18 protein-coding genes are annotated in these 22,475 nt (G+C 49.9%); 11 read left to right on the plus strand and 7 right to left on the minus strand.

The annotated features are described in order from the left end of the window. Positions 1–429: 429 nt before the first annotated feature. The 4 genes from ACKFKH_RS21595 to ACKFKH_RS21610 all read right to left on the minus strand — a co-directional run bounded on the left by ACKFKH_RS21595 (position 430) and on the right by ACKFKH_RS21610 (position 6,141). A complete protein-coding gene (locus ACKFKH_RS21595) occupies positions 430–2,328 on the minus strand; it encodes a hypothetical protein (protein ID WP_446860417.1) in 1,899 nt (632 codons plus the stop codon). Positions 2,329–2,481: 153 nt separating this feature from the next. Further along, positions 2,482–3,105 (minus strand): cytochrome c oxidase subunit 3, encoded by a 624-nt coding sequence (locus ACKFKH_RS21600; RefSeq protein ID WP_446860418.1) that lies wholly within the window; start codon positions 3,103–3,105, stop codon positions 2,482–2,484. A gap of 147 nt (positions 3,106–3,252) precedes the next feature. After that, entirely contained in the window at positions 3,253–5,019 is a 1,767-nt protein-coding gene (ctaD, locus tag ACKFKH_RS21605) for a cytochrome c oxidase subunit I (protein WP_446860419.1), read from the minus strand. Positions 5,020–5,097: 78 nt separating this feature from the next. Continuing rightward, on the minus strand, positions 5,098–6,141 hold the full coding sequence (locus ACKFKH_RS21610) for a cytochrome c oxidase subunit II (protein WP_446860420.1): 1,044 nt from the start codon (positions 6,139–6,141) through the stop codon (positions 5,098–5,100). 425 nt (positions 6,142–6,566) lie between these two features. On the opposite strand from ACKFKH_RS21610, the gene ACKFKH_RS21615 reads away from it, so the two are divergent. The 5 genes from ACKFKH_RS21615 to ACKFKH_RS21635 all read left to right on the plus strand — a co-directional run bounded on the left by ACKFKH_RS21615 (position 6,567) and on the right by ACKFKH_RS21635 (position 11,268). Beyond that, positions 6,567–7,496: a COX15/CtaA family protein gene (locus tag ACKFKH_RS21615; RefSeq protein WP_446860421.1), complete on the plus strand. Its 930-nt coding sequence runs from the start codon at positions 6,567–6,569 to the stop codon at positions 7,494–7,496. A 127-nt stretch (positions 7,497–7,623) separates the two neighbouring features. Then, positions 7,624–8,604: a heme o synthase gene (locus ACKFKH_RS21620; RefSeq protein ID WP_446860422.1), complete on the plus strand. Its 981-nt coding sequence runs from the start codon at positions 7,624–7,626 to the stop codon at positions 8,602–8,604. A 174-nt stretch (positions 8,605–8,778) separates the two neighbouring features. Next, on the plus strand, positions 8,779–9,798 hold the full coding sequence (locus ACKFKH_RS21625) for an ATP-binding cassette domain-containing protein (protein WP_446860423.1): 1,020 nt from the start codon (positions 8,779–8,781) through the stop codon (positions 9,796–9,798). A 75-nt stretch (positions 9,799–9,873) separates the two neighbouring features. Next, positions 9,874–10,758 (plus strand): ABC transporter permease, encoded by an 885-nt coding sequence (locus ACKFKH_RS21630; protein WP_446860424.1) that lies wholly within the window; start codon positions 9,874–9,876, stop codon positions 10,756–10,758. Between the two features lie 141 nt (positions 10,759–10,899). Then, positions 10,900–11,268, plus strand: coding sequence for a hypothetical protein (locus ACKFKH_RS21635; RefSeq protein WP_446860425.1), 369 nt, complete (start codon positions 10,900–10,902; stop codon positions 11,266–11,268). A gap of 90 nt (positions 11,269–11,358) precedes the next feature. Here the strand turns inward: ACKFKH_RS21635 and ACKFKH_RS21640 are convergent, their stop codons facing one another. After that, positions 11,359–13,662 (minus strand): protein kinase domain-containing protein, encoded by a 2,304-nt coding sequence (locus ACKFKH_RS21640; RefSeq protein WP_446860426.1) that lies wholly within the window; start codon positions 13,660–13,662, stop codon positions 11,359–11,361. Between the two features lie 123 nt (positions 13,663–13,785). Between ACKFKH_RS21640 and nfi the strand changes: the two genes are divergently transcribed. Continuing rightward, positions 13,786–14,445, plus strand: a complete 660-nt coding sequence (gene nfi, locus ACKFKH_RS21645; protein WP_446860427.1) for a deoxyribonuclease V — start codon at positions 13,786–13,788, stop codon at positions 14,443–14,445. 172 nt (positions 14,446–14,617) lie between these two features. Here the strand turns inward: nfi and folB are convergent, their stop codons facing one another. Both folB and ACKFKH_RS21655 read right to left on the minus strand, forming a co-directional pair. Then, positions 14,618–14,974: a dihydroneopterin aldolase gene (gene folB / locus ACKFKH_RS21650; RefSeq protein ID WP_446860428.1), complete on the minus strand. Its 357-nt coding sequence runs from the start codon at positions 14,972–14,974 to the stop codon at positions 14,618–14,620. Beyond that, complete coding sequence (locus ACKFKH_RS21655) at positions 14,974–16,425, minus strand: ArnT family glycosyltransferase (protein ID WP_446860429.1); 1,452 nt, start codon at positions 16,423–16,425, stop codon at positions 14,974–14,976. Before ACKFKH_RS21655 ends, folB begins: the two co-directional genes overlap by 1 nt. A gap of 250 nt (positions 16,426–16,675) precedes the next feature. On the opposite strand from ACKFKH_RS21655, the gene ACKFKH_RS21660 reads away from it, so the two are divergent. The 5 genes from ACKFKH_RS21660 (at position 16,676) to ACKFKH_RS21680 (ending at position 22,446) form a co-directional block, all read left to right on the plus strand. Beyond that, positions 16,676–17,866, plus strand: coding sequence for a BMP family ABC transporter substrate-binding protein (locus ACKFKH_RS21660; RefSeq protein ID WP_446860430.1), 1,191 nt, complete (start codon positions 16,676–16,678; stop codon positions 17,864–17,866). 18 nt (positions 17,867–17,884) lie between these two features. Continuing rightward, positions 17,885–18,976, plus strand: a complete 1,092-nt coding sequence (locus tag ACKFKH_RS21665) for an ABC transporter permease (protein WP_446860431.1) — start codon at positions 17,885–17,887, stop codon at positions 18,974–18,976. A gap of 19 nt (positions 18,977–18,995) precedes the next feature. Next, complete coding sequence (locus ACKFKH_RS21670; protein WP_446860432.1) at positions 18,996–19,943, plus strand: ABC transporter permease; 948 nt, start codon at positions 18,996–18,998, stop codon at positions 19,941–19,943. Positions 19,944–20,129: 186 nt separating this feature from the next. Beyond that, positions 20,130–21,677 (plus strand): ABC transporter ATP-binding protein, encoded by a 1,548-nt coding sequence (locus ACKFKH_RS21675; protein ID WP_446860433.1) that lies wholly within the window; start codon positions 20,130–20,132, stop codon positions 21,675–21,677. A gap of 85 nt (positions 21,678–21,762) precedes the next feature. Then, entirely contained in the window at positions 21,763–22,446 is a 684-nt protein-coding gene (locus ACKFKH_RS21680) for a cysteine hydrolase family protein (RefSeq protein WP_446860434.1), read from the plus strand. Positions 22,447–22,475: the final 29 nt, after the last annotated feature.

The raw sequence follows: 22,475 nt of genomic DNA on the forward strand, positions 1-22,475 counted from the left end.
TCATGGTTAAGCTACGTCATTGAACCGACAGCGGTTTATACAATTCAATTGACCGTATGATATTATCCACAAGTGATATGACTTAACAAAAGTCTTTGAAATTGATTATCCCAAGATTGCCCAGTTCATAGGTGAGGATCAGATGCAGTCCTTTACAATTTACGACTTGAACTTAGCCCTCTATATGAATATGGCTGCAAAAGCAGTTTCAAGAAAGCAATGAGTGGATATGTCCGAAACAATCGTTTGTTTCTGCTCATTTTGCATTCATCACAAAACATGATATTCAGGCGGACAGTGAGTAAGTTGCTAGACATTTAGTTTTCCAAGCTAATTAAGAGCGCTTGAGCAGTGACTTTATGTCAGTTAGATATGCAACAACCTATCTAAAGCTTTCATTTGAGCAAAATTATGCAGGGCGCTCAAAAGTCAGGATGGGGGTGATTGTTCTGGAGTTGATTTGGGCTTGCTGCCAGAATTTCGGACATTGACTAGCTTACCGAGTAAGTCAAACCAAAAGGGTGCGCCCATCGCGATCGCAATCCCACTCACCACCCAGCCACACATCATTCTCAAAAATCCCAGAGGCTTGACCAAAGCAATCTGCATCACCTGAAAAGGAATTGGCACCGCCGCTGCTTGATTGGTGCTCAAACAAGACTTGTAGAGATTGTCCCATTGCTGTCTCAGTTGGGTGGCTTCATCTGGCGGAGCGGGTTGATCAGCGATCGCAATCGTTTGACAGCCCAATTGCTTGTTGAGATTCGTCGGACTCCAGCTAATCGGAAAGGCAATATCTCTAAGCACCGCATCAGTTTGGTTTTTTAATTGCTCTAGCTGCACGTCTAGACGCGGATTGTTGGGGGCACTGAGATCAATCTGAGAAGCCCGCTCAGTAATCAATCGCCGCAAACTGTCATCACTCGACAACCGATTGAAAATGTGAAACGTATCAGAATTTGTGGCTGCTGCGATCGACAATCCAATTAAAATCGCCACCCCTTTGGCATTACGTTTATAAACGCCAGAAGCCCGCGACATTGAGCGATCGAACCAAACCGCCACTTCCTCTCGAAGCTGATTTAACTCATTCTCAGCCTTTTGTACTCGCGTCTGGGCCCGTCTTGCCAAAATCCCAATACTCTCCTTTACCGAGTCCGGAAGCTTATCCAATCCCTCTTTAATTTGTTGATAGGCTTGGTAGTCTTCATAGAGCTGGCGCTCTTCGGGTGTGAGCTGCCCTAGAGCGTTGCTGAGAATAGCTTGCTGTTGAGCGCGTTCTAAATCTTCAAACGTTAAGGGCGCTTGAGCAGGCTTGTTAGATTCTGCAAGTTTTGCCTCGTATTCTGTGTTGTAGGTGGCAACATCTGCGGCGATCGTCTCTCTGACTCTTGCATCGATCGGTTCTGCTTGCAGGGCAATTTTCTCATAGGCATCGACGGCTTCTTTATGAATGGTGCTGCTTTGATTTACTAACTCGGCAATCTCTGACAAGCTGGGCTGTAAGCCGCCAGAGGTAATTGCTCGTTCGTTATTTTCGCCAAAGGTGCTGTTCTTAAACGATCGTAGTCTTCTAACAAATAGAGACAAATCGGTGTCTTGAAACTGTGGATTTTCACAAGCGGCGATATAAGTATCTAGCTCTTCGCCTAAGCGCTCGATCGCCGTATTGAGTGTAATTTGTTTTGTTTGATAGGCGTGAACAATTTGATCATACTCTTCGACCAGTAGATTGAAGTTTTGATCTTGATTGAGGTTGGGCTTAAAGGTTTTTTCAGCAATGACTCGAATGCTGCCTTTCTCCCAATCATCTTTCAATTCTTCGTCCACAGGAACTTCAATTTGTCCCTGATCAGTCAGGCGGTAAGTTCCTACAATTCTTCGAGCAAACTTTTCGATCCTCACTGCGCTCAACTTGTCAGCCAAGTTAGAAATGCCTAATCTTTCTAGTAGAGAGGTTGCAAAAGTTTCAGGAGAAATGTAAGAAGGCCCGGTTGCCTGGTCGGGGCCAAAAGCGCCTTTACGATTGCCTGCAAACAAGACTTTGGAGATCTTGCGAAACCCTCTGGGAATGACACCCTTTGCCTCTTGATTCACATTTTTCAAAAGTGGATCTTCATACAGCCGACCCACTAAATCTCTAACTCGCTGTTCCTCCGGAGTCCCGACTCCTCCTGACAAAAGAATCTCGATCGAGTCCTTCAAATGTTTGGCTCGCCACTGTAAAACCGTTGCTAATAGTTCTTGTAATTCAGACGCTAATAAACTGAGAATTAAATAAGTAAACATTAGCCCGATCGCGACATCTAAAACAAAAGGTAAATTCACGTTTAATGTCTCCACTCTGTACCCGGTCAGCATTTCTCATCGTTGCGATGAGCCTTTGTAATATACAGTCCCGGTTTGACTATGACTTATTTGCTTAAACAAAATTAAGCCCCCAATCTCTTGGAGGCCGGCTGACAAACGGTGATAAATTGCTCAAAGAATATAGAGCATCAAAAACAAAATCACCCAAACAATATCGACAAAGTGCCAGTAGACCTCGGCCGCTTCGACTCCAAAGTGAGACTCACTGCTGTAATGATTTGACTTGAGCGATCGCCACAACACGCCCAAAATCAACAGCAATCCAAACAGCACATGTAGTCCGTGAAAGCCAGTCAGCACATAAAAAGTACTGGCAAACAGATTGCTGGTCAGACCAAATTCTAAATGAAAGTACTCATAAAGCTGACCTGCCAAAAACACAGCACCCATCGCAGCCGTGATGCCAAACCAGAGCCGCAGACCTTTTGTGTCGTTCTTTTTGATCGCGGTGTCTGCATTATGAATAATAAAACTACTCGCCACCAAAATCACCGTATTGATTCCAGGGAGTAATAACTCAAGTTTAGGCGTTCCTTCGGGCGGCCAGACGGGCGTAACAGCCCGAAAGGTGATGTAGGCCATAAATAGACCCAAAAAGATCATGCCTTCAGCAACCAGAAAAACAATTACGCCGAGAAGCCGAAAGTCGTGATGTTCCGCGTGGGCGGCAACGTGTTCTTCGGCGTGGTTGTAGTTGAGAGAAGTCTTTGCAGAATCGAGGGTTGAGCCTGTCATGAATCTGGAAGAAGTAGGGGACAAGGAGATGCTTTGAAGTTTGAATTAGGGCATCAGGTGATTAAAGGCAGCGACTGATCCAAAATTTGCAGGCTCGCTGAGATGATGACCCGATTTCTTAACTCAAACCTCAAAGCTTGGATTTAGTTATCGGTTGTGGCTTTCACCTTGACGATCGCTCGGACTCACCGCCACCGCCGGGTCAGGTTTTGCTCGCAGCGTAGAGCCAGGCCCAGCCGAAAGCGTCGGATTGTGAGGATCAGACAGGGGAACATCGACCTGCGTAGCACGACTGCCCATTCCATAGTCGTAGGGGCCCGTCGCCAACACGGGGTCAGCGTCAAAGTTTTCAACGGGAGGTGGGGAAGTGGTCATCCATTCCAATGTCAGTCCACCCCAGGGATTACTGCCCGCAGGTTTGCCGCGCAGCCAGCTCCAGCAGACGTTGATGAGGAAGGGCAGCGTCGAGATCGCTAAAAGATAGGCACCGATCGTACACAGCAAATTCAACGCTGCAAACTTGGGGTCATATTCGGCAATCCGACGATTCATCCCTTCGATTCCCAATTTGTGCATGGGCATGAAGGCCAGATTAAAGCCTACATAGCTGAGGACAAAGTGAATTCTGCCCCAGGTTTCGTCGAGCATCTTGCCCGTCATCTTGGGGAACCAGTGATAAAAGGCTCCATACAACCCAAACACACTGCCGCCGAACAACACATAATGCAGGTGAGCAACAATAAAGTAAGTGTCATGAACGTGAATGTCCCAGGGAACAGACGCGACCATGACTCCACTAATACCGCCGATCACAAACAGAGAAATGAATCCCATTGCAAAAAACAACGGACTCTCTAATCGCAACTTACCACCCCAGATCGTCGCCAACCAGCTAAACACCTTAATCCCAGTCGGAACGGCAATGATCATCGACGTGATCATAAAGAACATCCGCAACCAGGGAGGCGTGCCGCTAGTAAACATGTGGTGCGCCCAGACAATCAGCCCCAGACCACAAATGGCAATGCTAGAGTAAGCGATCGCTTTATACCCAAAGATCGGCTTGCGCGAATGCACGGACACGATTTCTGAAATCATCCCAAACACAGGCAAGATCATAATGTAGACCGCTGGATGGGAGTAAAACCAGAACATGTGCTGATAGACGATCGGGTCTCCGCCTCCTGTGGGATTAAAGAAGTTGGTGCCGACTATCAAATCAAACGAGAGCAAAATCAGCGCCCCTGCCAATACGGGAGTCGCAATCAGCGCCAAAAATGATGTAGCCAGCATTGACCAGCAAAACAGAGGCATCTGATTTAACCCCATGCCCGGAACTCGCATTTTGAAGATGGTGACAATGAAATTCACCGCCGCCAAAATCGAAGACGTTCCCAACATCAGGACGCTGAGAATCCAGATCATCTCGCCTGCTTTGCCGCTAATCAAACTGAGCGGAGGATATGAAGTCCAACCTGCGCCAGGGGCACCAACCAAAAAGCTGGACATCAGGAGAATCCCTGCCGGGGGAATGATCCAGAAAGCGATCGCGTTCAGCTTAGGAAACGCCATGTCTCGCGCTCCGATCATCAGGGGGATCAGGTAATTGCCAAATCCACCCGTCGCCGCAGGCACAATCCACAAAAAGATCATCACCGTCGCATGGACAGTGAATAAACTGTTGTAAACTTCAGGGCTGACAAAATCAGAGGCGGGTGTTGCCAATTCTGTCCGCACCATCGTCGCCAGAACGCCACCCACCAAATAAAAAATAAACGTGGTGACCAGGTATTGAATCCCGATCACTTTGTGGTCAGTGCTGAAACCAAAGTACTTGCGCCAATCGTTTTTTTCTGGCTCCAAACCCTGGGCCGGAAGATTGGCTTGTTCTTGAAACTGAGCGGCTTGGGTCATAAGAAAAATCCGTGAGTTGTCGTGAGTCATGGGTTATGAACAATTCGCGGTTGGAGAACGGCTCACAACCCACTACCCTTAGCTCATTGAATGGTCATGAACAAAGTTGTCAGGCTTGAGTTGCTGAAGCATCTCTGAAGTGATCCCTACTTGTTTTGCGTAGGGAGCCAGATATTCGGGTTCAGTCAGGTCAGCAGTTTTGGTAGCAAGCGCGGTATCAAGTCCCACTTCGGCACTGGCGATTTGAGATTGTAGCCAGGTGTCAAAGTCAGCCTGTGATTCTACGACAACTTTAGTCTTCATAGCACCGTGGTAAGCTCCACACAGTTCTGCACAGATGAGGGGGTATTCGCCCAATCTGTTTGCCATGAATCGAACTTCGGTTTGTCGTCCGGGCACCGCATCTTGCTTGAGACGAAACTCTGGCACCCAAAAGGCGTGAATCACATCATTGGCGGAGATGTTGACGACGACCTCACGATCGATCGGGACGTGTAACTCAGCCGCTACGACCTCCGTGTTGGGGTAGGTAAACAACCAGGCGTATTGCATTCCTGCGGCGTTGACCACAAATTCGGGTGGCTTGCTGGTGTCGCCGATTTTGGGAGTCACGGTTCCCAGGGTGGGTGCATCCCGTTTGGGAGGTAAGGATTCGGTGACCGCATCTGTCGCGTCTGCTATCAGAGGAGCGGCGATCGCAGCCCCCGACATTTTGGCCATTTGACTATGATTTTTGCCGTGGTGAGCGACGGAGTGATCCATCGGGTCTTGCCCACCTTCAGCCTGATAGACATCAAAACTGTAGATCGAAAGACCTAGCACAATTACCGCGGGGATTGCTGTCCAGACAATTTCTAAAGGAATATTGCCATGAACGGGCGGCCCGTCTGTTTCATCTCCAGGCTTGCGCCCAAAATTGAATACTGAATAGATCAAGATACCGTTGACTAACAAAAAGATGCCTGTGCCAATCACCATCATAGTGTTGAACAGGTTGTCCACCAAAGAGGCGGTGGCGGTGGCGGCAATTGGAAGAAGGTCGTGATTCTGACCGTACCAGAGGCTGACCAGGGTCAGAGCGATACCAGCCAGCAGGGTCACAATCTGACTAGGAATGTTCACAGTTCGTCAAATCTCTACCTAAACAACTGGAAAGTTACTGTCGATCGTAACAAGCGATCTCAAAAAGAAACTGGTAATAACTGTGTAGATTTTGGATTTTAAGGTTTGAAACGATTCAATATCAGGCTCTTAGGATAGATGTGACACGAGATCTTCAACGGCTAAAGTCCAAAACTGGTGCAGTCCATCTACAAGGTAAAGCAGCCTTTTGGGGACTAGGGGCCAAAACTGCTTATCTTTAAGGTTTTCTTTGGGATCGGGCTACAAAGGAGACAGCAGCCTGGTTCTAAAGTCTTTGTAATTGGAAAAAATACAAAAGCTTCGCGTGATTTGAGATTACCTCATTAAAGTAGAAACTAGAGCGACGGCTCCGCTTTTGATGAAGTTTTATTTCCTTTACTGCCCCAGGGATACAAAAGCAACTTATGTCCAATTCTGTACTACATCGATCTTCTCTCTCGGCCACTCCGGTAAGTGTGAAAACTTGGGTAGCGCGCCTGGTCATTGGACTTGCGATCGCCACCCTCTTTTTAATGGCCGTAGGTAGCGCAACACGGGTGATGAATGCGGGTCTGTCTTGTCCAGATTGGCCCCTTTGTTATGGAGAGTTTGTTCCTCGTCAGCAGATGAATCTCCAGGTTTTTCTAGAATGGTTTCATCGGTTGGTTGCAACGACGATCGGGTTTGCGGCCATTGCGCTGACTGCGATCGTTTGGTGGTTTCGCCGCGCCCTTCCTTCCTGGACACCCTGGGCAGCTAGTTTTGCCCTCTTCCTAGTGGTCTTTCAAGGGATTTTAGGGGGGTTAACTGTAACGGAACTGCTGCGGTTTGATATTGTCACTGCCCATTTGGGAACGGGACTCCTGTTTTTTAGTACGCTGCTGGCGATCGGGACAGCGCTCTCGTCCTATCATGGCACTGGAAACGTCGGCAAGCTTAGATGGATCGGTGCAACTGCGGTCGTTTTGGTTTATCTACAAAGTATTTTGGGGGGATTGGTTTCGTCTCAATGGGCGCTACACCAATGCTTTGGAACCAATCAGCTTTGCACCGTGATGAATAGTCATATTGTGGGTGTCGTTCCAGCAACGATCGCAACCTTGACGTTAATTGTTCTTTCCTGGCGCACTCCTGCCCTTCACCCTGCGCTGCGTCAGTTGGCTAATCTGGCAGGTTTCTTTTTGCTGCTACAGATTACGCTGGGCGTTGCCACATTTCGTCTACACCTTCAAGTCGAACCGCTGACTATCGCGCATCAAGCGATCGGAGCTTCTCTACTGGGAACCTTAGTCGCCTTCACCGTTCTCGCCTTCCGAGACGCACAGGTTTTTCTTATCAAGACTCAAGAAGGATAAAGCAGACAGTCGCCCTTCAGAAAGGATGATTGAATGTCAGCATCGCCAGATGTCAACACCAATCTACTGAAGCCACTTTTTCATCCTTCATCCCTCTCTTTCCCTACTCCCTACCAGATTCAAGAGAATGCAAAACACGACGATCAATGGCATTTCTCGCCGTAATCGAGATTTCCTTCAAGTTATCCAAAGCTATTGTCAACTGACCAAACCTCGGATCATTTTGCTGCTGCTGATCACTACGGCGGGTGGCATGTGGATTGCGGCTGAGGGGCAGGTTGACCCCATTTTGCTGATTGTGACGTTGTTGAGCGGCACTTTCGCCTCAGCCTCGGCAAACACAATTAATTGTCTGTACGATCGCGATATCGACTACATCATGGAGCGTACCCGCGATCGTCCGTTGCCGTCAGGTCGGATTAGTCCTAGAGATGCGCTGATTTTTGCGATCGTGCTGGCGGTGGCTTCGTTTACATTACTCACTGTATTCGCGAATTTGCTAAGTGCCTGTCTCGCGATGTCTGGCATTTTTGTGTATGTTGCCGTTTATACTCACTGGCTCAAGCGTCACAGTACACAGAATATTGTGATTGGAGGTGCGGCGGGGGCGATTCCTCCTTTAGTTGGCTGGGCAGCTGTTACAGGTGACTTAAGCTGGGCGGCCTGGGTGCTATTTGCAATCGTCTTTTTTTGGACTCCGCCTCACTTTTGGGCGTTGGCGATTATGATTCGCGAAGATTACGCCAAAGTTGGTGTGCCGATGTTGCCCGTCGTCGATGGGAATGAAGTCACAAGCCGTCAGATTCTCTATTACACGTTGGCCTTAATTCCTATCACCTTGCTGCTCGTGTATCCGCTACATGTGATGGGTGTGGTCTATGCTGCGATCGCCCTTCTGCTGGGTGGCTTCTTCGTCAAAAAAGCGTTGGAACTGATTCAAGCACCGTCTGATTTGATGGTGGCGCGATCGGTGTTCAAGTACTCGATTTTGTACCTGATGCTGCTTTGTGCAGGGATGGCTGTAGACAGTTTGCCTGTGACTCACCAGATTGTGGAAGCGATCGGAGCTAACCTTCAAGCACTGGTGTCTACACTGCCTTGGGCTTAGAAGCTTTTGTGAGTAACGGCTAGAAGGTAAATTTTGATCTTTCGGCTGTTACTCACCTGTTTTAGAAATTTTCAAACTAAAAAGAAATCCTGCATTCTCGCTAAGGTGTCCCCAGAATCTCTACAATAGAAGTCAGGCATTCTTAAGATTTGTATCAATTTGGGAGGAGTCCAAATGTCTCCTGCTGTTCTTATCGAAAAGCTCCAAAAGCGTTACGGCTCGACTGAGGCGGTCAAAGACGTTTCTCTACAGGTCGAGCCGGGTGAAATTTTTGGGCTATTGGGCCCCAACGGAGCCGGAAAAACGACGACGCTGCGCTGCCTTTGTACACTCGCTGATCCCGATGCTGGAAGAATTGAAGTCTCTGGCGTTTCGGTCATTGACAATCCGCGATCGGCTCGGCAGCGTCTCGGTTATGTGGCACAAGAAGTCGCTCTCGACAAGATGCTGACCGGACGCGAACTGTTGGAACTGCAAGCCGCGCTCTATCATCTGCCTCGTGCCGCCATTCAGCAGCGCATTCCTGAAATGCTGACTCTGTTGGGCTTAGACGAATGGGCAAACAAAAAGTCGGGTACGTATTCGGGTGGCCTCCAGAAACGGCTAGACTTGGCCGCAGGACTGCTTCACAAACCGGATGTGCTGGTTTTAGACGAACCGACCGTCGGCTTGGACATTGAGGGCCGAGTCGCCGTGTGGAATTTTTTGCGGCAGTTACGGGATCAAGGCACCACAGTTTTGATCACCAGCCATTATCTAGAGGAAGTGGACGCTCTGGCCGATCGCGTTGCCATTATCGATCGCGGTATCGTCATCGCATCCGGCACCCCTTCTGAACTCAAAGATCGAGTGGGCGGCGATCGAGTAACGTTGCGGATTCGAGAATTTTCACCGATCGAGGAAGCCGAGCAAGCCAAAATCTTGTTGGAATCGCTGCCGCTCGTTCAGCAAGTGATCATCAACAGTGCTCAAGGAAATTCTCTCAATCTGGTGGTCGAGCCTCAGAGCGAAGCGCTAATGACCATTCAGCAGAGCCTTCAGCAAGCCGGATTCCCGACGTTTGGCATTTCTCAGGCGCGTCCCAGTCTTGATGACGTGTACTTGAGCGCCACAGGTCGCACCCTACTGGATGCTGAACTAGCCGCCGCCGGGAGTCGTGACCCCAAAGCTGAAAAGAAACAAAACATGCGGTAAGCGTTTTTAGCTTTAGGTCAAGCCATTTGATCAAGCTGAAGCTTCAAAATTCAAAACTTAAACCCTATTTGCCTTATGAGTCGCACCATTACTCCACCCAACTCAGAGTTTCTGAAAGATCAAGGCACGATCGCTCCCAATCAGCAGAGCGCTCTGGGTGACTTTATTCAAGAAACCACCGCTTTGACTCGTCGCCTATTTATCCAACTTCAGCGTCGTCCTTCTACTCTGGCGGCTGGTATTATTCAACCTTTGATGTGGCTGGTTTTGTTTGGCGCACTGTTTCAAAATGCGCCGCAAGGGTTGTTTGGGGAAAGCACCAGTTACGGACAGTTTCTCGGCGCTGGAGTGATTGTCTTCACCGCGTTTGCAGGTGCCTTAAATGCTGGTCTACCTGTGATGTTTGACCGCGAGTTTGGCTTTTTGAATCGGCTGTTGGTGGCTCCGTTGGCTTCCAGATTCTCGATCGTCATGGCATCCGCTATCTTTATTACGACGCTGAGTTTGATTCAGACGGGGGCGATCGTGGCGATGAGTGCGTTCTTAGGGGCAGGTTTACCCAATGCTTTGGGGCTGGCGCTTGTCGCGTTGATTGTGCTGATGTTGGTATTGGCGGTGACGGCTTTGAGCTTGGGGCTGGCCTTTGCGCTACCAGGGCATATTGAGCTAATCGCCGTGATTTTTGTGACAAACTTGCCGTTGCTATTTGCCAGTACTGCGCTGGTGCCCCTGTCGTTTATGCCCAAGTGGTTACAGGTGGTGGCGACGCTGAATCCGTTGAGCTATGCGATCGAGCCAATTCGCTACCTCTATCTCCACAGCGACTGGAGTTTGGGAAGTGTGATCATGCAGGCACCCTGGGGAGCCGTTACCCTAGGCACTTCTCTGCTGATTTTGCTGGGCTTCAACGTGATTGCGTTTCTGTTGATTCAGCCCTTGCTGCGTCGGAGTTTGGCTTAGATTGCTTGATACATCCGACTCCTTGCTTTGTGAAGGGTGAGGAGTTTTTGGGTAACAATCTGATCGAATTTGCGAGAGAAATATCTAGACAATTGCGTTTTGAGTAGAATTAGCAGTAGTATCCCTTCGGTAAATCTCAACATGAAAACCAAACTTACGATCGTCGGTCTCATGAGCTTGGGGATCGTGGCAATTGCTCACCCTACCTTTGCTCAAACGGCTCCTGCTACGACAACGATCGACCCATTCAAAGATACACAGTCGAGTGATGCGCTTTCCAATCTTTTTAACAATCGCAGTGACAGTACTGGGGCGACGACTGGCGTGTTTGACTTGATCCAACGGATCACGAGCGGCACCAATCAAGGCGATTTTCGAGCGCAACAACAACAAAACCTGGATGATGCAGCCGCCCAGTTTCGTGCACAACAGCAAAAGTTACTCCGCCAACAGCCGATCGCTCCTTCGACTCAAGCAGTTCCTTCGGTGACAGCTCCTGCAACTCCGTAACTAAAGCGCTGGTGAATAAGGTCTCTGACAGTCCTTTCCCAAGAAGGGTTATCTCCAACCTTTCTAACCCAGGGCTATTAAACTAACCTCTCATCTTGCAGTTGAGGTGGAGACAGACTTGAACTCGAACTTTTTGCCCGATCGCATTGGCATTACTTTGACAATTGCCAGTTCAGTCGGGCGATCGCCTTTGGGTGAAAAGCTGACGGGGTGAAGTGCGCCCATTACAGAAAACTTGGGGTCAGCCAACACTCGACGAATGCCGCTGCGGGTGGGAGACTGCTGCATTGCGCCAATCAGTGCCTGGGTTGCATCGTAGGAAAGAACAGTACGCCAGTTGACACGATCGCCCCACAGCGTTTTTGCTTGCTTTTGAAAGGGAGAGCGATCGATGTCTGCCTGATACGCAGGAACGGCAAGCGTCATGCCTGAGACAGCTTTTCCGCCCACTTGCAGCGTTTTGGGTAAGTAAAAAGCATCTCCCGCTAAAAGAGGCAACCGATTTTGATTGGCATCGACGACGAGCAGCGTTCGTTCAAAAAACTCTTGATTGGGTGCCAGCATCATCACCTCAGCCCCCTTTTTGATCACGTCTTCAACGCTGTCTACGGGGTTAAAATCTGGTTTGCTCAAATCGACTTCCTCAATCACCTGCCCTTTGCCGCTGTAGTAGAGCGCATCCTTAAAAGCATCTTTGAGCGACTTGCTGTAAGTGCTGCCTGAATTGTAAAACACGGCTGCTTTGCGCTTTTTAAGCTGCGTCACCATATACTCGGTGAGTTTTTTGGCAGGCGCTTGATCGCTCGGCATCGTCCGAAACATGTAGGGACTGAACCCCGATAGCTGTACAGCAGAACTGATCGGCGAAATCGCGACTAATTCCTCTGATTCGTAAATCTTGGCGGCAGCTAACGTGGTGTCGCTTGTCCCGTGGCCAACGACTCCTAAAAGGTTGGAATCGGCTGCAAACGAGGCGGCGACTTCTTTGGCAAGTTCGGGTTGGCTGTCGTCGGTGGCGATCGCCACTTTCAACTGAACCCCATTAATTCCGCCAGATTGGTTCACCTGGGTTTGGGCCTGGGCCACACCACGCAACACTTCCGCCGAGGTCGAGGGCTGAGTGCTGAGGGGGACGGCCACGCCGATCGTATAAGATTTCTTCTCCCCAATGCGAATGTTATTGAGGTAAATCAGCGCTTCCGGGTCAAATCGATTCATGCGACGAGCTTTCTCAAGCAGGGTGGCAGCCAGGGGCAACTTTCCTGCGGTGAGTTGTTCGGCTGCTTCTTGCTTAAGGGGAGCGGTGATTCCAGGAGCCAAGACTCTTTCGCCAAAGCTGATTTGATCAGAGCCGGGACGGGCGATCGGAGAGGCAGTCGGGGGCACAAAATTTCGGACACCTGTCCAGGTTGCTAGAGTGACGGCGGCGGTGGCTCCAATTCCAGCGGCGATCGTGAGCGGTAGTCTCCAATTTGACCTCAGCCGTTGGCTTTGCGACTGGCTTTGTGGCCGTATGGGGGAGCGGCGAACGGCATCAAATTTAGACAGGGGAAGTTGAGTGTGAGTAGGGGCTTGCTTGAGGGCTTGAAGCGCTTCTAAAGCCTCAGTCGCCGATGCATAACGCTGGTTAAAGTGAAATTTGGTCATCTTCTCCAGCACGATCGCCAACTCATCTCGGACTTCAACACGATCGCGCCAGATCAATTCACACGTATTGGGGTCTTGGGGCAGTTGAGACGGTCGCGCCCCGGTCAGCGCCTGAATGCCAATCACGCCCAGGGCATAAATGTCGCTACTAAATCGCGGTTTACCTAAACATTGCTCACTCGCCCCATAGCCCGACGTATAGACAGGCATACTCATCTGGGTGGTTCTAGAATCGTCCACCACGGACTGAGCAATATTTTTGACCGCGCCGAAATCGATGAGAAAGATCTTGCGATCGCTTGCCCGCCGAATTAAATTATCTGGCTTCAGGTCACGATGAATCACGCCATGAGCATGAACAAACTCCAATATTTCCAGCACTTCTTCTAGCAACTCAATGACCTGAGTTTCAGAAAACTGGAATCCTAGCGTCAGTTCCTCACTGAGCGGGTGCCCTTCAATGAATTCTTGAACCAGGTAAAATTCTTCGTCTTCCTCAAAATACGCCAGCAGTTGGGGAATCTGCTCATGTCGTCCTAGCTTTTCGAGCGTTTCGGCTTCCGCCAAAAACATTCGTCTGGCTTGTCTGACGATCGCCGGATCTTGGCTGGCAAAACTCAGATGCTTTAACACACAGAGAGGGTTGCCTGGACGCTGGGTGTCTTCTGTCACATAAGCATGACCAAACCCGCCAGACCCCAGGATTCTGACAATCCGATAGCGCGAACTGAGCAATCGTCCTAGCATTGCGACCAGAGATGGTAGACAAGCTTATTGTATGGCGATATGAGGGAATGAGGGCGAGGGAGAACTTTGTTCCGCTGCGCGGGGAGAGATGAGGGATGAGGGATGAGGGATGAGGGATGAGGGATGAAGATTGAGCATGGACATGAGTGGGTGCTGACGGCGGAGGAGGCGATCGTGATTCAGCAACGGTTGCGGGGGGAGGTGGTGACGATCGACCGATTTGGGGCGGTGCGGTTTGTGGCGGGGGTGGATGTGGGATTTGAAGAAGAGGGGGCGGTGACTCGTGCGGCGGTGGCGGTTTTGAGTTATCCAGAATTGCAGGTGTGTGATCAGGCGATCGCTCGCCGTCCGACAGCGTTTCCTTATATTCCGGGGTTTCTGTCGTTTCGAGAAGTGCCTGCGGTGCTGGATGCGTTAGAAAAAATTCAGATTGTGCCGGATTTGCTGCTGTGTGACGGTCAGGGAATCGCCCATCCTCGACGGTTTGGGATTGCCTGTCATTTGGGAGTGTTGACGGGGTTACCGACGATCGGAGTCGCAAAGTCTCGACTCGTGGGCAAGTTTGCAGAGGTTCCCGATGAGCGGGGGGCGTGGCAACCACTTCTGGATAAAGGCGATCGCATTGGCGCAGTTTTGCGGACTCGTCCGGGCACTCTTCCTTTGTTTATTTCATCGGGACATCGGATCAGTTTGGAGACTGCGATCGCTTATGTGATGGGCTGTACTCCCAAGTATCGTTTGCCTGAGACGACTCGCGTTGCCCACAAGTTGGCATCGGGTTGAATAAGTGCTGCACGTCTTGAGAACTTGTGTCTTAAGAACTTGTGTCTTAAGAACTTGTTAAGAGAAAGACACTCTTTAATTTCTTTGATTAACGTAAATGAAAAGATACCTCCTAACTGCGTCTTTGCCCCGTTGAGATGAGTTCATCCATCGGGGTTTTTTGATGACTACGCTACTTTTTCCGCGTGATGTCGATCGCAATCTTGCCGCCAAAATCAGGAATCGGAGCCGCAAGTTTGACTAGATTGACGCGCACCTGATCGATGCGATCGAACCCCAAAACCAATTCGGCAATTACAGTCGCCATCCGTTCTAGGAGCGTAAACCGAGACGCTCTGATAATTTGCTGAACGCCCTCAATTACATCACAATAATCGAGCGTGTCTTGAAGACGATCGCTCTGACCAGAGAGTGACAAATCGAACCAGAGCGTTAAGTTAACTTCAAACCACTGTCCCAAAACCTGCTCTTCGGGAAGCGCCCCTGTGTAGCCATACGCCCGAATCTCACTGATCTGAATGCAATCCATTACTTTTTGCTCACCGTGGACAAATGGCTACCCTTAAATCGATAGCCCTTTTGTACATAGTAATTCTTAACCCAAACACCAAACCGCTTAATAGAGACTGTTTCTGGCTCTGATACACGATCGAACTGAGCCATTAGCTTTGGCATCACAGGAAACCAATCATCCGACAAAATTACTGCATTTTCCTGGGTTGACGAGTGACCAGGGATACCCCAAAAATCGAACTGATCCACGCGATCGGAGAGAGCAATTACGTTTGTGGAATTGAGTCGAAAGGCGAGTGCGGAAGCCGATCGATAGTCGGTTGTGATGAGTAATGGCGTTCCTTCTAGTGTTGCAGCTTGCGTTCTCACAGCGGTTGCGACTTCATTCCAGCCATATAGCATTCGTGAATCCGGATCAGCATCTCGACTCACCAAAGCTGATAGCGGCAGCAGTCCGTAGTGAATCGTCAACAAGGCTGCAAACAACAGTCCGTAAAGCTGTATAGCCAGAAAGGATGTTCGAGAGGCAAAGAGCGGCGGCAACAGTGGAAACAGCATCAAATAAGCAGTGATGTTCCAATAATAGAGCGCAGCAGAAATCAGAGAAAGAACGGTTAATAAAACAGACGAAACGGCAAACACCCAGAACGCAACTACCGGATAAAGCGAATCCTCACGCATTAGAGGAGACGGAGATTTTAAACTTCGATAAAACGCTTTCCAGTAAAAAGGAGACACCACAAAAAACGAAGCAATCACAAACGCGAGGAATGGGCCAATCTTAAGACTAAAATCACTGGACTGAACGCTACGATCGACATAATACTGAAGCGACTGAAACTGATTAGAAACGTTCCAAATCAGAATTGGAATACTCGAAAGTGATACGAGCACGCCTGCAACATACAACCGACGATCTCGCCACAAAGAACGGACTCGACGATCAACAATCAGCGTTGCGATGAATCCAAATGCCACAAAAACAGCATTGTATTTACACAAAATGGCGCATCCCAGCGCGATCGCGGCTCCATAGAGGCTCCAGGTTTGGGGTTGGCGATCGACATAGCCATCGAGAAACATCACGAACAGATACATTGAGACGAGCGAGAATGTGATTAACCAGTGGTCATGCCACGCCAAAGATAAAAATAGAAAATACAAAGGAGATGCCAAAATCAACATCAAAGTTAACAAAACGTAATGCCAGGTGTTCTGACGATAAAGATAATTAACAATGCGGTAGTAAGTATAAAAAAGAACAGCATTACTGAATAAATTTGGCAACCGCAACACAAAAGTAGACCGTCCTAAAAGCGCTGTAAAACTGCCTTGAATCCACGCATTTAACGGCGGATGATCATAATAAGATAAAGCTGGATGCCTTCCCCAAAGCCAATAGTAAGCCTCATCGGGGTTTGGAAACACTCCAACCCAGAAGATCAGCCGCAGAAGGACAAAGCTCATCAAAAAAAACAACCAGAATTTCGGCATGATTCAAGCAAATAAGGCGTAAGATTTACAGAAGCCGTATCCAGGAGATCACAAACTGCTGAATATACTTGACGCAGTTCTCAGAATTGTTAAATTGTTACATCGATTACTTCTCGATCGTAGTTTTTCCAATAGTCTAATTTGACCAGTGACTGCATAATGTTTCGGCACTATTCGGCACTATTTAGACACTGCCATCGCTTCTGTTTTGAGGAGTCAAATTGTGAGTAGACGATCGCTTTACCTCCCCCGTCGCCAGGTGATTCGCGGACTGCTGGGCACTGCTGCCTTTGGGCTTTCATCTCGTTTGTGGACAGGCTGTTCTAGCCAGACTCCTACCGCTTCGACACCAACCAGTCCAGGAGCCAGTCCCGCTTCTGACAAGCCGCTTGTGATGGGCTTTCTCTACGTCGGCGCAAAGGACGATTTTGGTTGGAATCAGGCTCACGCAGAAGGCAAAGAAGGAGTCTCGAAAATTGCAGGCGTAAAAACTGTTGAGCAGGCAAACGTTCCAGAGACGACCGAAGTGCAAGAAGCCATGCGAAACATGATCGAGCAAGATGGCGCAACGGTGCTGTTTCCAACTTCCTTTGGCTATTTTGATCCCCATATTCTCAAGCTGGCCGCAGACTATCCCAATGTGCAGTTTTTTCACTGTGGCGCACTTTGGAAAGAAGGACTACCCAACAACATTGGCAGCTACTTTGGCGACGTGGATGAAGCGCAATATGTAGCGGGTCGAATTGCCGCCCAAACCTCCAAAACAGGCAAGCTCGGATTTGTTGCCGCCAAGCCGATTAACCCAGTGCTCAGAAATATTAACGGCTTTATGTTGGGCGCACGCAGCGTCAAGCCAGACATCACAATGAAGGTGATTTTTACAGGAGATTGGGCGCTACCCGTCAAAGAAGCCGAAGCTACCAACTCACTCGCTGACCAGGGAATCGATGTCGTCGGGATGCACGTAGACAGTCCCAAAGTCGTGATCGAAACCGCCCAAAAACGCGGAATTTTTACCTCTGGCTTCCATACCGTTCAGGCTTCGCTCGCTCCTCAGTCTTATCTCACGGGCACCGCCTGGGATTGGACAAGCGTCTACACCAGCTACGCCGAACTGATCAAATCAGGCAAAACCTTGATGAATGGCGGCATTCCCCATCTGATTCGCGGCAGTCTCAAAGAAAAATTCGTCAAACTCGCGCCCTATGGGTCGGCCGTTGCTGACGCTGCCAAAAAAGACGCAGACGATACGATCGCCAAAATCTCCAGTGGAGATCTCTCAATTTATAAAGGCGCGATCGCTGACAACGCCGGACAGGTGAAAATTCCTTCAGGCACAGCCTACAAAATCACCGACCCCGCTCTCGACAAAGTGAACTGGCTGGCAGCAGGTGTCATTGGTAGTGCAAGCTAAAAGTGCAAGTTAAACCTTATGTTGACAAACTCTCAATGGCGCAGGACTGCTGAAGCGATCGCCATTCCCATCGGTGCTTTACTCTTTTCTCTGGTGTTGTTTGGGTTGTTTTGCGCGGCGGCGGGGGCAAATCCGTTTGCTGTGTATGCAGCTATCTACAAAGCGGCGTTTGGGAGCTGGTTCGCCTTTCAGAATACGTTGATTCGGGCGGCTCCGTTGATGTTGACTTCGCTGTGTACGGCGCTTCCGGCTCGATTGGGGCTGATGATTATTGGCAACGAGGGGGCGCTGGTCATGGGTGGAATTGGTGCGATCGCGGCAGGGCTGTCTGTGGCTAATTCGGCTCCAGCGATCGTCGTCCAAACCGTCATGGCGCTGGCCGGAATGCTGGCAGGAGGCTTGTGGATTGCGGCGGTGGGTGCCCTGCGTCACTATCGAGCGGTGAATGAAACCATTAGCAGTCTGTTGATGAACTATATTGCGATCGCCCTGCTTAATCATCTGGTGGCTGGCCCGATGCGCGATCCAAGTTCGCTTAACAAGCCGTCGAGCTACCCGATTCCAGACATTGACAAACTGGGGACGCTGCCCGATACGCGCATTCACTACGGCTTGCTGTATGGAATTATTGCCTGTGTGATCGCTTACGTTTTGATTCAGCGTACTACTTTTGGATTTGCGGCCCGCACTGCTGGCGGAAACGTCAAAGCGGCTCGAATTGCAGGCTTGCCCGTCGGCAAACTCACCGTCGCCATCTGCTTTTTGGCAGGCTCTTGTGCAGGTCTGGCAGGCATGGTCGAGGTGGCGGCTGTTCATGGTCGCGCTAACGAATCGCTGAATGCCAACTATGGGTATGCCGGAATTTTAGTCGCGTTCATCGCTCGATATAATCCGATCGCTGCCAGCGTTGTCGCCGTTTTGCTCGGAGGTATTCTCGCTAGTGGTAGCATTCTTCAGCGTCAGTTAAATCTACCCGATGCCACGGTGTATGTTTTTCAAGGGTTAGTGTTTCTCGTTGTCCTATACAGCGAATCATTGTACGGGCGGTTTGCCGTCTTTAAGGAGCGTGCGGCTGATCCGATTGCTCCCGCATCCTCTGCAACCGTTTAGAAAACATTAGGAGTACGAAATGGCAACAGAAGCGATCGGCTGGTGGGGTGTTCCGTTAGGCATTGTGGCGGGGATTTTGCGCGGCAGTGCGCCCTTCTTATTTGTCAGTTTGGGCGAATGTCTGACCGAAAAAAGCGGCAAAATTAATCTGGGTTTAGAAGGGACGCTGCTGATGGGGGCGATGAGCGCTTACGGCGTGTCTTATCTGAGTGAAAAAACAGTGGGGGCGGCGATCGCTCCCTGGCTGGGTGTCTTGGTCGCAGGCTTTGCCGGAATGCTGTTGGGATTCATTCACGCTTGGCTTTCTCAACAGCCCAAAGTCAACGATGTCGCTGTCGGTATTGCCATGATCATCTTTGGCAGTGGGGTGGCCTTCTTTTTGGGCAAGCCTTTTATTCAGCCGCCCGCTCCTCAGCTTCCGTCCTTCTCGCTGGGCTGGTGGAGCGGTATTTCTCAAGTAGAGGCTGCGTTGAGGGTGAATCCGTTATTTGTGATTGGCATTTTGATTGCTCCCCTGATGGCGTGGTTTTTTAAATCGACGCGCTGGGGGCTATTTATTCGAGCCGTTGGAGACAGCCCCGATGCAGCTTTAGCGATGGGCATTTCGGTTAAAAAAGTGCGGATGCTCTGCATTATTGCCGGAAGCTTTTTGGCGGGAATTGGGGGCGCTTATCTGTCGCTCTATTATCCAGGTAGCTGGTCAGAGCGAATTTCGAGCGGTCAGGGGCTGATGGCCGTTGCGCTGGTGATTTTTGCCCGATGGAATCCGATTCAGTGTCTGTGGGCATCGATGCTGTTTGGGGGAGCGCAGTCTCTTGGCCCTGCCCTGCAAGCGGTTGGTATTGAGGGTGGCTATTATTTGTTCAACGCTTCGCCTTATATCTTGACGTTGCTGATCATGATTGTGACTTGCTCACCCAAGAAGACGCTGACCGGGGCACCCGGATCTTTGGGGACAATCACGTAAGCCTGCTCAAACGTTAGGGATGATACGTGAATCGCCAAAATTCATTGATCGTCCCTCTCCATTTCCATCCACCAAGTCACATCCACCAAAACAGTTCCTCGCATCAAATCAGCCTTCTCGTCTTTCGTCTACTCTGTCGCATTCACAGCCCAAAAAGATCTTCGTCCCCGCTCTATGTAACCCCTTATGAATACTGCTGTAGAAGCCACCGAAGCCAAAGAACTCAATTTGCCGCCTCAGCTAGAAGTGGTCAACATGACCAAACGGTTTGGCACGATGACCGCGCTAGATAACGTGTCGATGACGCTGCGATCGGGCACCTTTCACGCTCTCTTAGGAGAAAACGGAGCCGGAAAAAGTACGCTGGTCAAATGTGTGATGGGCTTCTATACACCGACGGACGGTGAGGTGAGAGTTGGGGGAGAAGCGAGAACGATCGCCAGCCCCCGTGATGCCCAAAAATACGGGATCGGCATGGTGTATCAGCATTTCACTTCTGTTCCGGCGATGACGGTTGCCGAAAATCTGGTTCTCTCTCGCTACGAAAGTCCCAACCTGATCAACTGGAAGGCGGAATACGAAGAACTTAACGCTTTCATGTCCCAAGCCCCCTTCAAGGTGCCGTTAGATGCGCTGGTCGCTCAACTCGCTGCCGGACAAAAGCAAAAATTAGAAATTCTCAAACAGCTTTATCTCAAGAGTCGAATTCTGATCCTCGATGAGCCGACCTCGGTTTTGACCCCAGCAGAAGCGGATGAAGTGTTGGGTCTGATTCGTCAAGAAGTCACCGCGGGACATTTGAGCGTCTTGCTGATCAGCCACAAATTTCGAGAAGTGACCGCCTTTGTTGACGAAATTACTGTTTTGAGAAAGGGCAAACTGGCGGGTCAGGGCAGCGTCAAAGATCTGACGATCGCCGATATGTCAGAAATGATGATGGGCGAAAAGCGATCGCCTCAAAAAGTCGAGAAAACTGTCCATCCTGATGCGGCTCCTGTACTAGAAATTCAGGAGATTCGCGCCAACAAAGACAATGGGATCGAAGGCGTGTGTGGCGTTGATCTCACCGTCAACAGTGGCGAAATTGTAGGAATTGCGGGCATCTCTGGCAACGGTCAGCGAGAACTGGTCGAAGTGCTGGCAGGGCAGCGTCCGGCGACGGGGGGGCAAATTCTCGTCAACGGTCAAGTCTATCGCGCCACTCGCAAAGAAATGTATCAGCATCGCGTCTTTGTGCTGCCCGAAGAACCGTTGAAGAATGCCTGCGTTGCCCACATGAGCGTTGCTGAAAATCTGGCCTTTCGGACGTTCGATCGCCACCCTCAAGCCAAAGGGTGGATGCTGATCTTTCAGGCAATTCGAGAAACGGCTCAGAAATTGATTGGCACCTTTAATATCAAAACGCCCTCGCCTGAAACGCCCGTCGGCAACCTGTCTGGGGGTAATGTCCAGCGCACCGTTTTGGCCCGCGAATTGTCTGAAGACCACATCAAACTATTGATCGCCGCTAATCCGTGTTTTGGTCTTGACTTCTCGGCAGTTGATTATATTCACGGCGAGATTTTGGAAGCCCGAAACCGAGGGGTGGCCGTGCTTTTGGTCAGCGAAGATTTAGATGAGTTGCTAAAACTATCCGATCGCATCGTCGTGATTAGTGAGGGCAAATTTGCGTATGAAAGCCAGACGGATACGGCTGATTTTGCCTCGATCGGTCGCAGTATGGCAGGTCACTAAAGTTGCCTAAACGTTGGGTGCTGTGAGTTTTGATCTGAATGCTCAATAATGGGCAAACTGAAGCCTGTGTTTATCATTTACTCTTATGCCCTACATTGCTGCTCAACCTTACGACTACTTATTGCCCACAGACGGCAACTTGGCGCTGATTCTCATTGACATGCAGCGTGACTTTATGGAGTTAGGCGGATTTGGAGACATTCTGGGAAACGACGTGAGCCGACTTCAAGCGATCGTTCCTACGCTCAAACGCCTGCTTGAGGGCTGTCGGGCCTTGGGAATCCCTATTTTTCACACGCTTGAGGGGCACCAGATGGATCTGTCTGATTGTCCTGAGTCAAAACTCAAACGGGGCAAAGGAAACTTGACTATCGGCGATGTTGGCCCGATGGGGCGCATTCTCGTCTTGGGCGAACCCGGCAACGCCATCATTCCTGAGTTGGCTCCGCTGCCGGGTGAAATTTTGATCCCCAAACCGGGCAAAGGCGCTTTCTACAATACTCCGCTAGAATCTCAGTTGCAAGCGCAAAACATTACGCATCTTTTGATCACCGGAGTAACGACTGAAGTCTGTGTACAATCGACCATGCGTGAGGCCAACGATCGCGGCTACGAGTGCCTTTTAGTCGAAGATGCGACCGAAAGCTATTTTCCAGAATTCAAACAATCGACGCTTGAAATGGTTCGTGCTCAAGGTGGCATTGTCGGTTGGACGGCACCCACAGATTCGGTTTTGCAAGGATTGAAAGAGTGGAAGGATGAGGGATGAGGGATGAGGGATGAGGGATGAGGGATGAA

This window comes from Phormidesmis sp. 146-20, from assembly GCF_052939475.1.

Coding starts and splice junctions, on each gene's coding strand:
- ACKFKH_RS21600 (WP_446860418.1), bottom strand. CDS start 3,105: ATGACAGGCTCAACCCTCGATTCTGCAAAGACTTCTCTCAACTACAAC.
- ctaD (WP_446860419.1), bottom strand. CDS start 5,019: ATGACCCAAGCCGCTCAGTTTCAAGAACAAGCCAATCTTCCGGCCCAG.
- ACKFKH_RS21615 (WP_446860421.1), top strand. CDS start 6,567: ATGTCCAATTCTGTACTACATCGATCTTCTCTCTCGGCCACTCCGGTA.
- ACKFKH_RS21620 (WP_446860422.1), top strand. CDS start 7,624: ATGCAAAACACGACGATCAATGGCATTTCTCGCCGTAATCGAGATTTC.
- ACKFKH_RS21625 (WP_446860423.1), top strand. CDS start 8,779: ATGTCTCCTGCTGTTCTTATCGAAAAGCTCCAAAAGCGTTACGGCTCG.
- ACKFKH_RS21630 (WP_446860424.1), top strand. CDS start 9,874: ATGAGTCGCACCATTACTCCACCCAACTCAGAGTTTCTGAAAGATCAA.
- ACKFKH_RS21635 (WP_446860425.1), top strand. CDS start 10,900: ATGAAAACCAAACTTACGATCGTCGGTCTCATGAGCTTGGGGATCGTG.
- ACKFKH_RS21640 (WP_446860426.1), bottom strand. CDS start 13,662: ATGCTAGGACGATTGCTCAGTTCGCGCTATCGGATTGTCAGAATCCTG.
- nfi (WP_446860427.1), top strand. CDS start 13,786: ATGAAGATTGAGCATGGACATGAGTGGGTGCTGACGGCGGAGGAGGCG.
- folB (WP_446860428.1), bottom strand. CDS start 14,974: ATGGATTGCATTCAGATCAGTGAGATTCGGGCGTATGGCTACACAGGG.
- ACKFKH_RS21655 (WP_446860429.1), bottom strand. CDS start 16,425: ATGAGCTTTGTCCTTCTGCGGCTGATCTTCTGGGTTGGAGTGTTTCCA.
- ACKFKH_RS21665 (WP_446860431.1), top strand. CDS start 17,885: ATGTTGACAAACTCTCAATGGCGCAGGACTGCTGAAGCGATCGCCATT.
- ACKFKH_RS21670 (WP_446860432.1), top strand. CDS start 18,996: ATGGCAACAGAAGCGATCGGCTGGTGGGGTGTTCCGTTAGGCATTGTG.
- ACKFKH_RS21675 (WP_446860433.1), top strand. CDS start 20,130: ATGAATACTGCTGTAGAAGCCACCGAAGCCAAAGAACTCAATTTGCCG.
- ACKFKH_RS21680 (WP_446860434.1), top strand. CDS start 21,763: ATGCCCTACATTGCTGCTCAACCTTACGACTACTTATTGCCCACAGAC.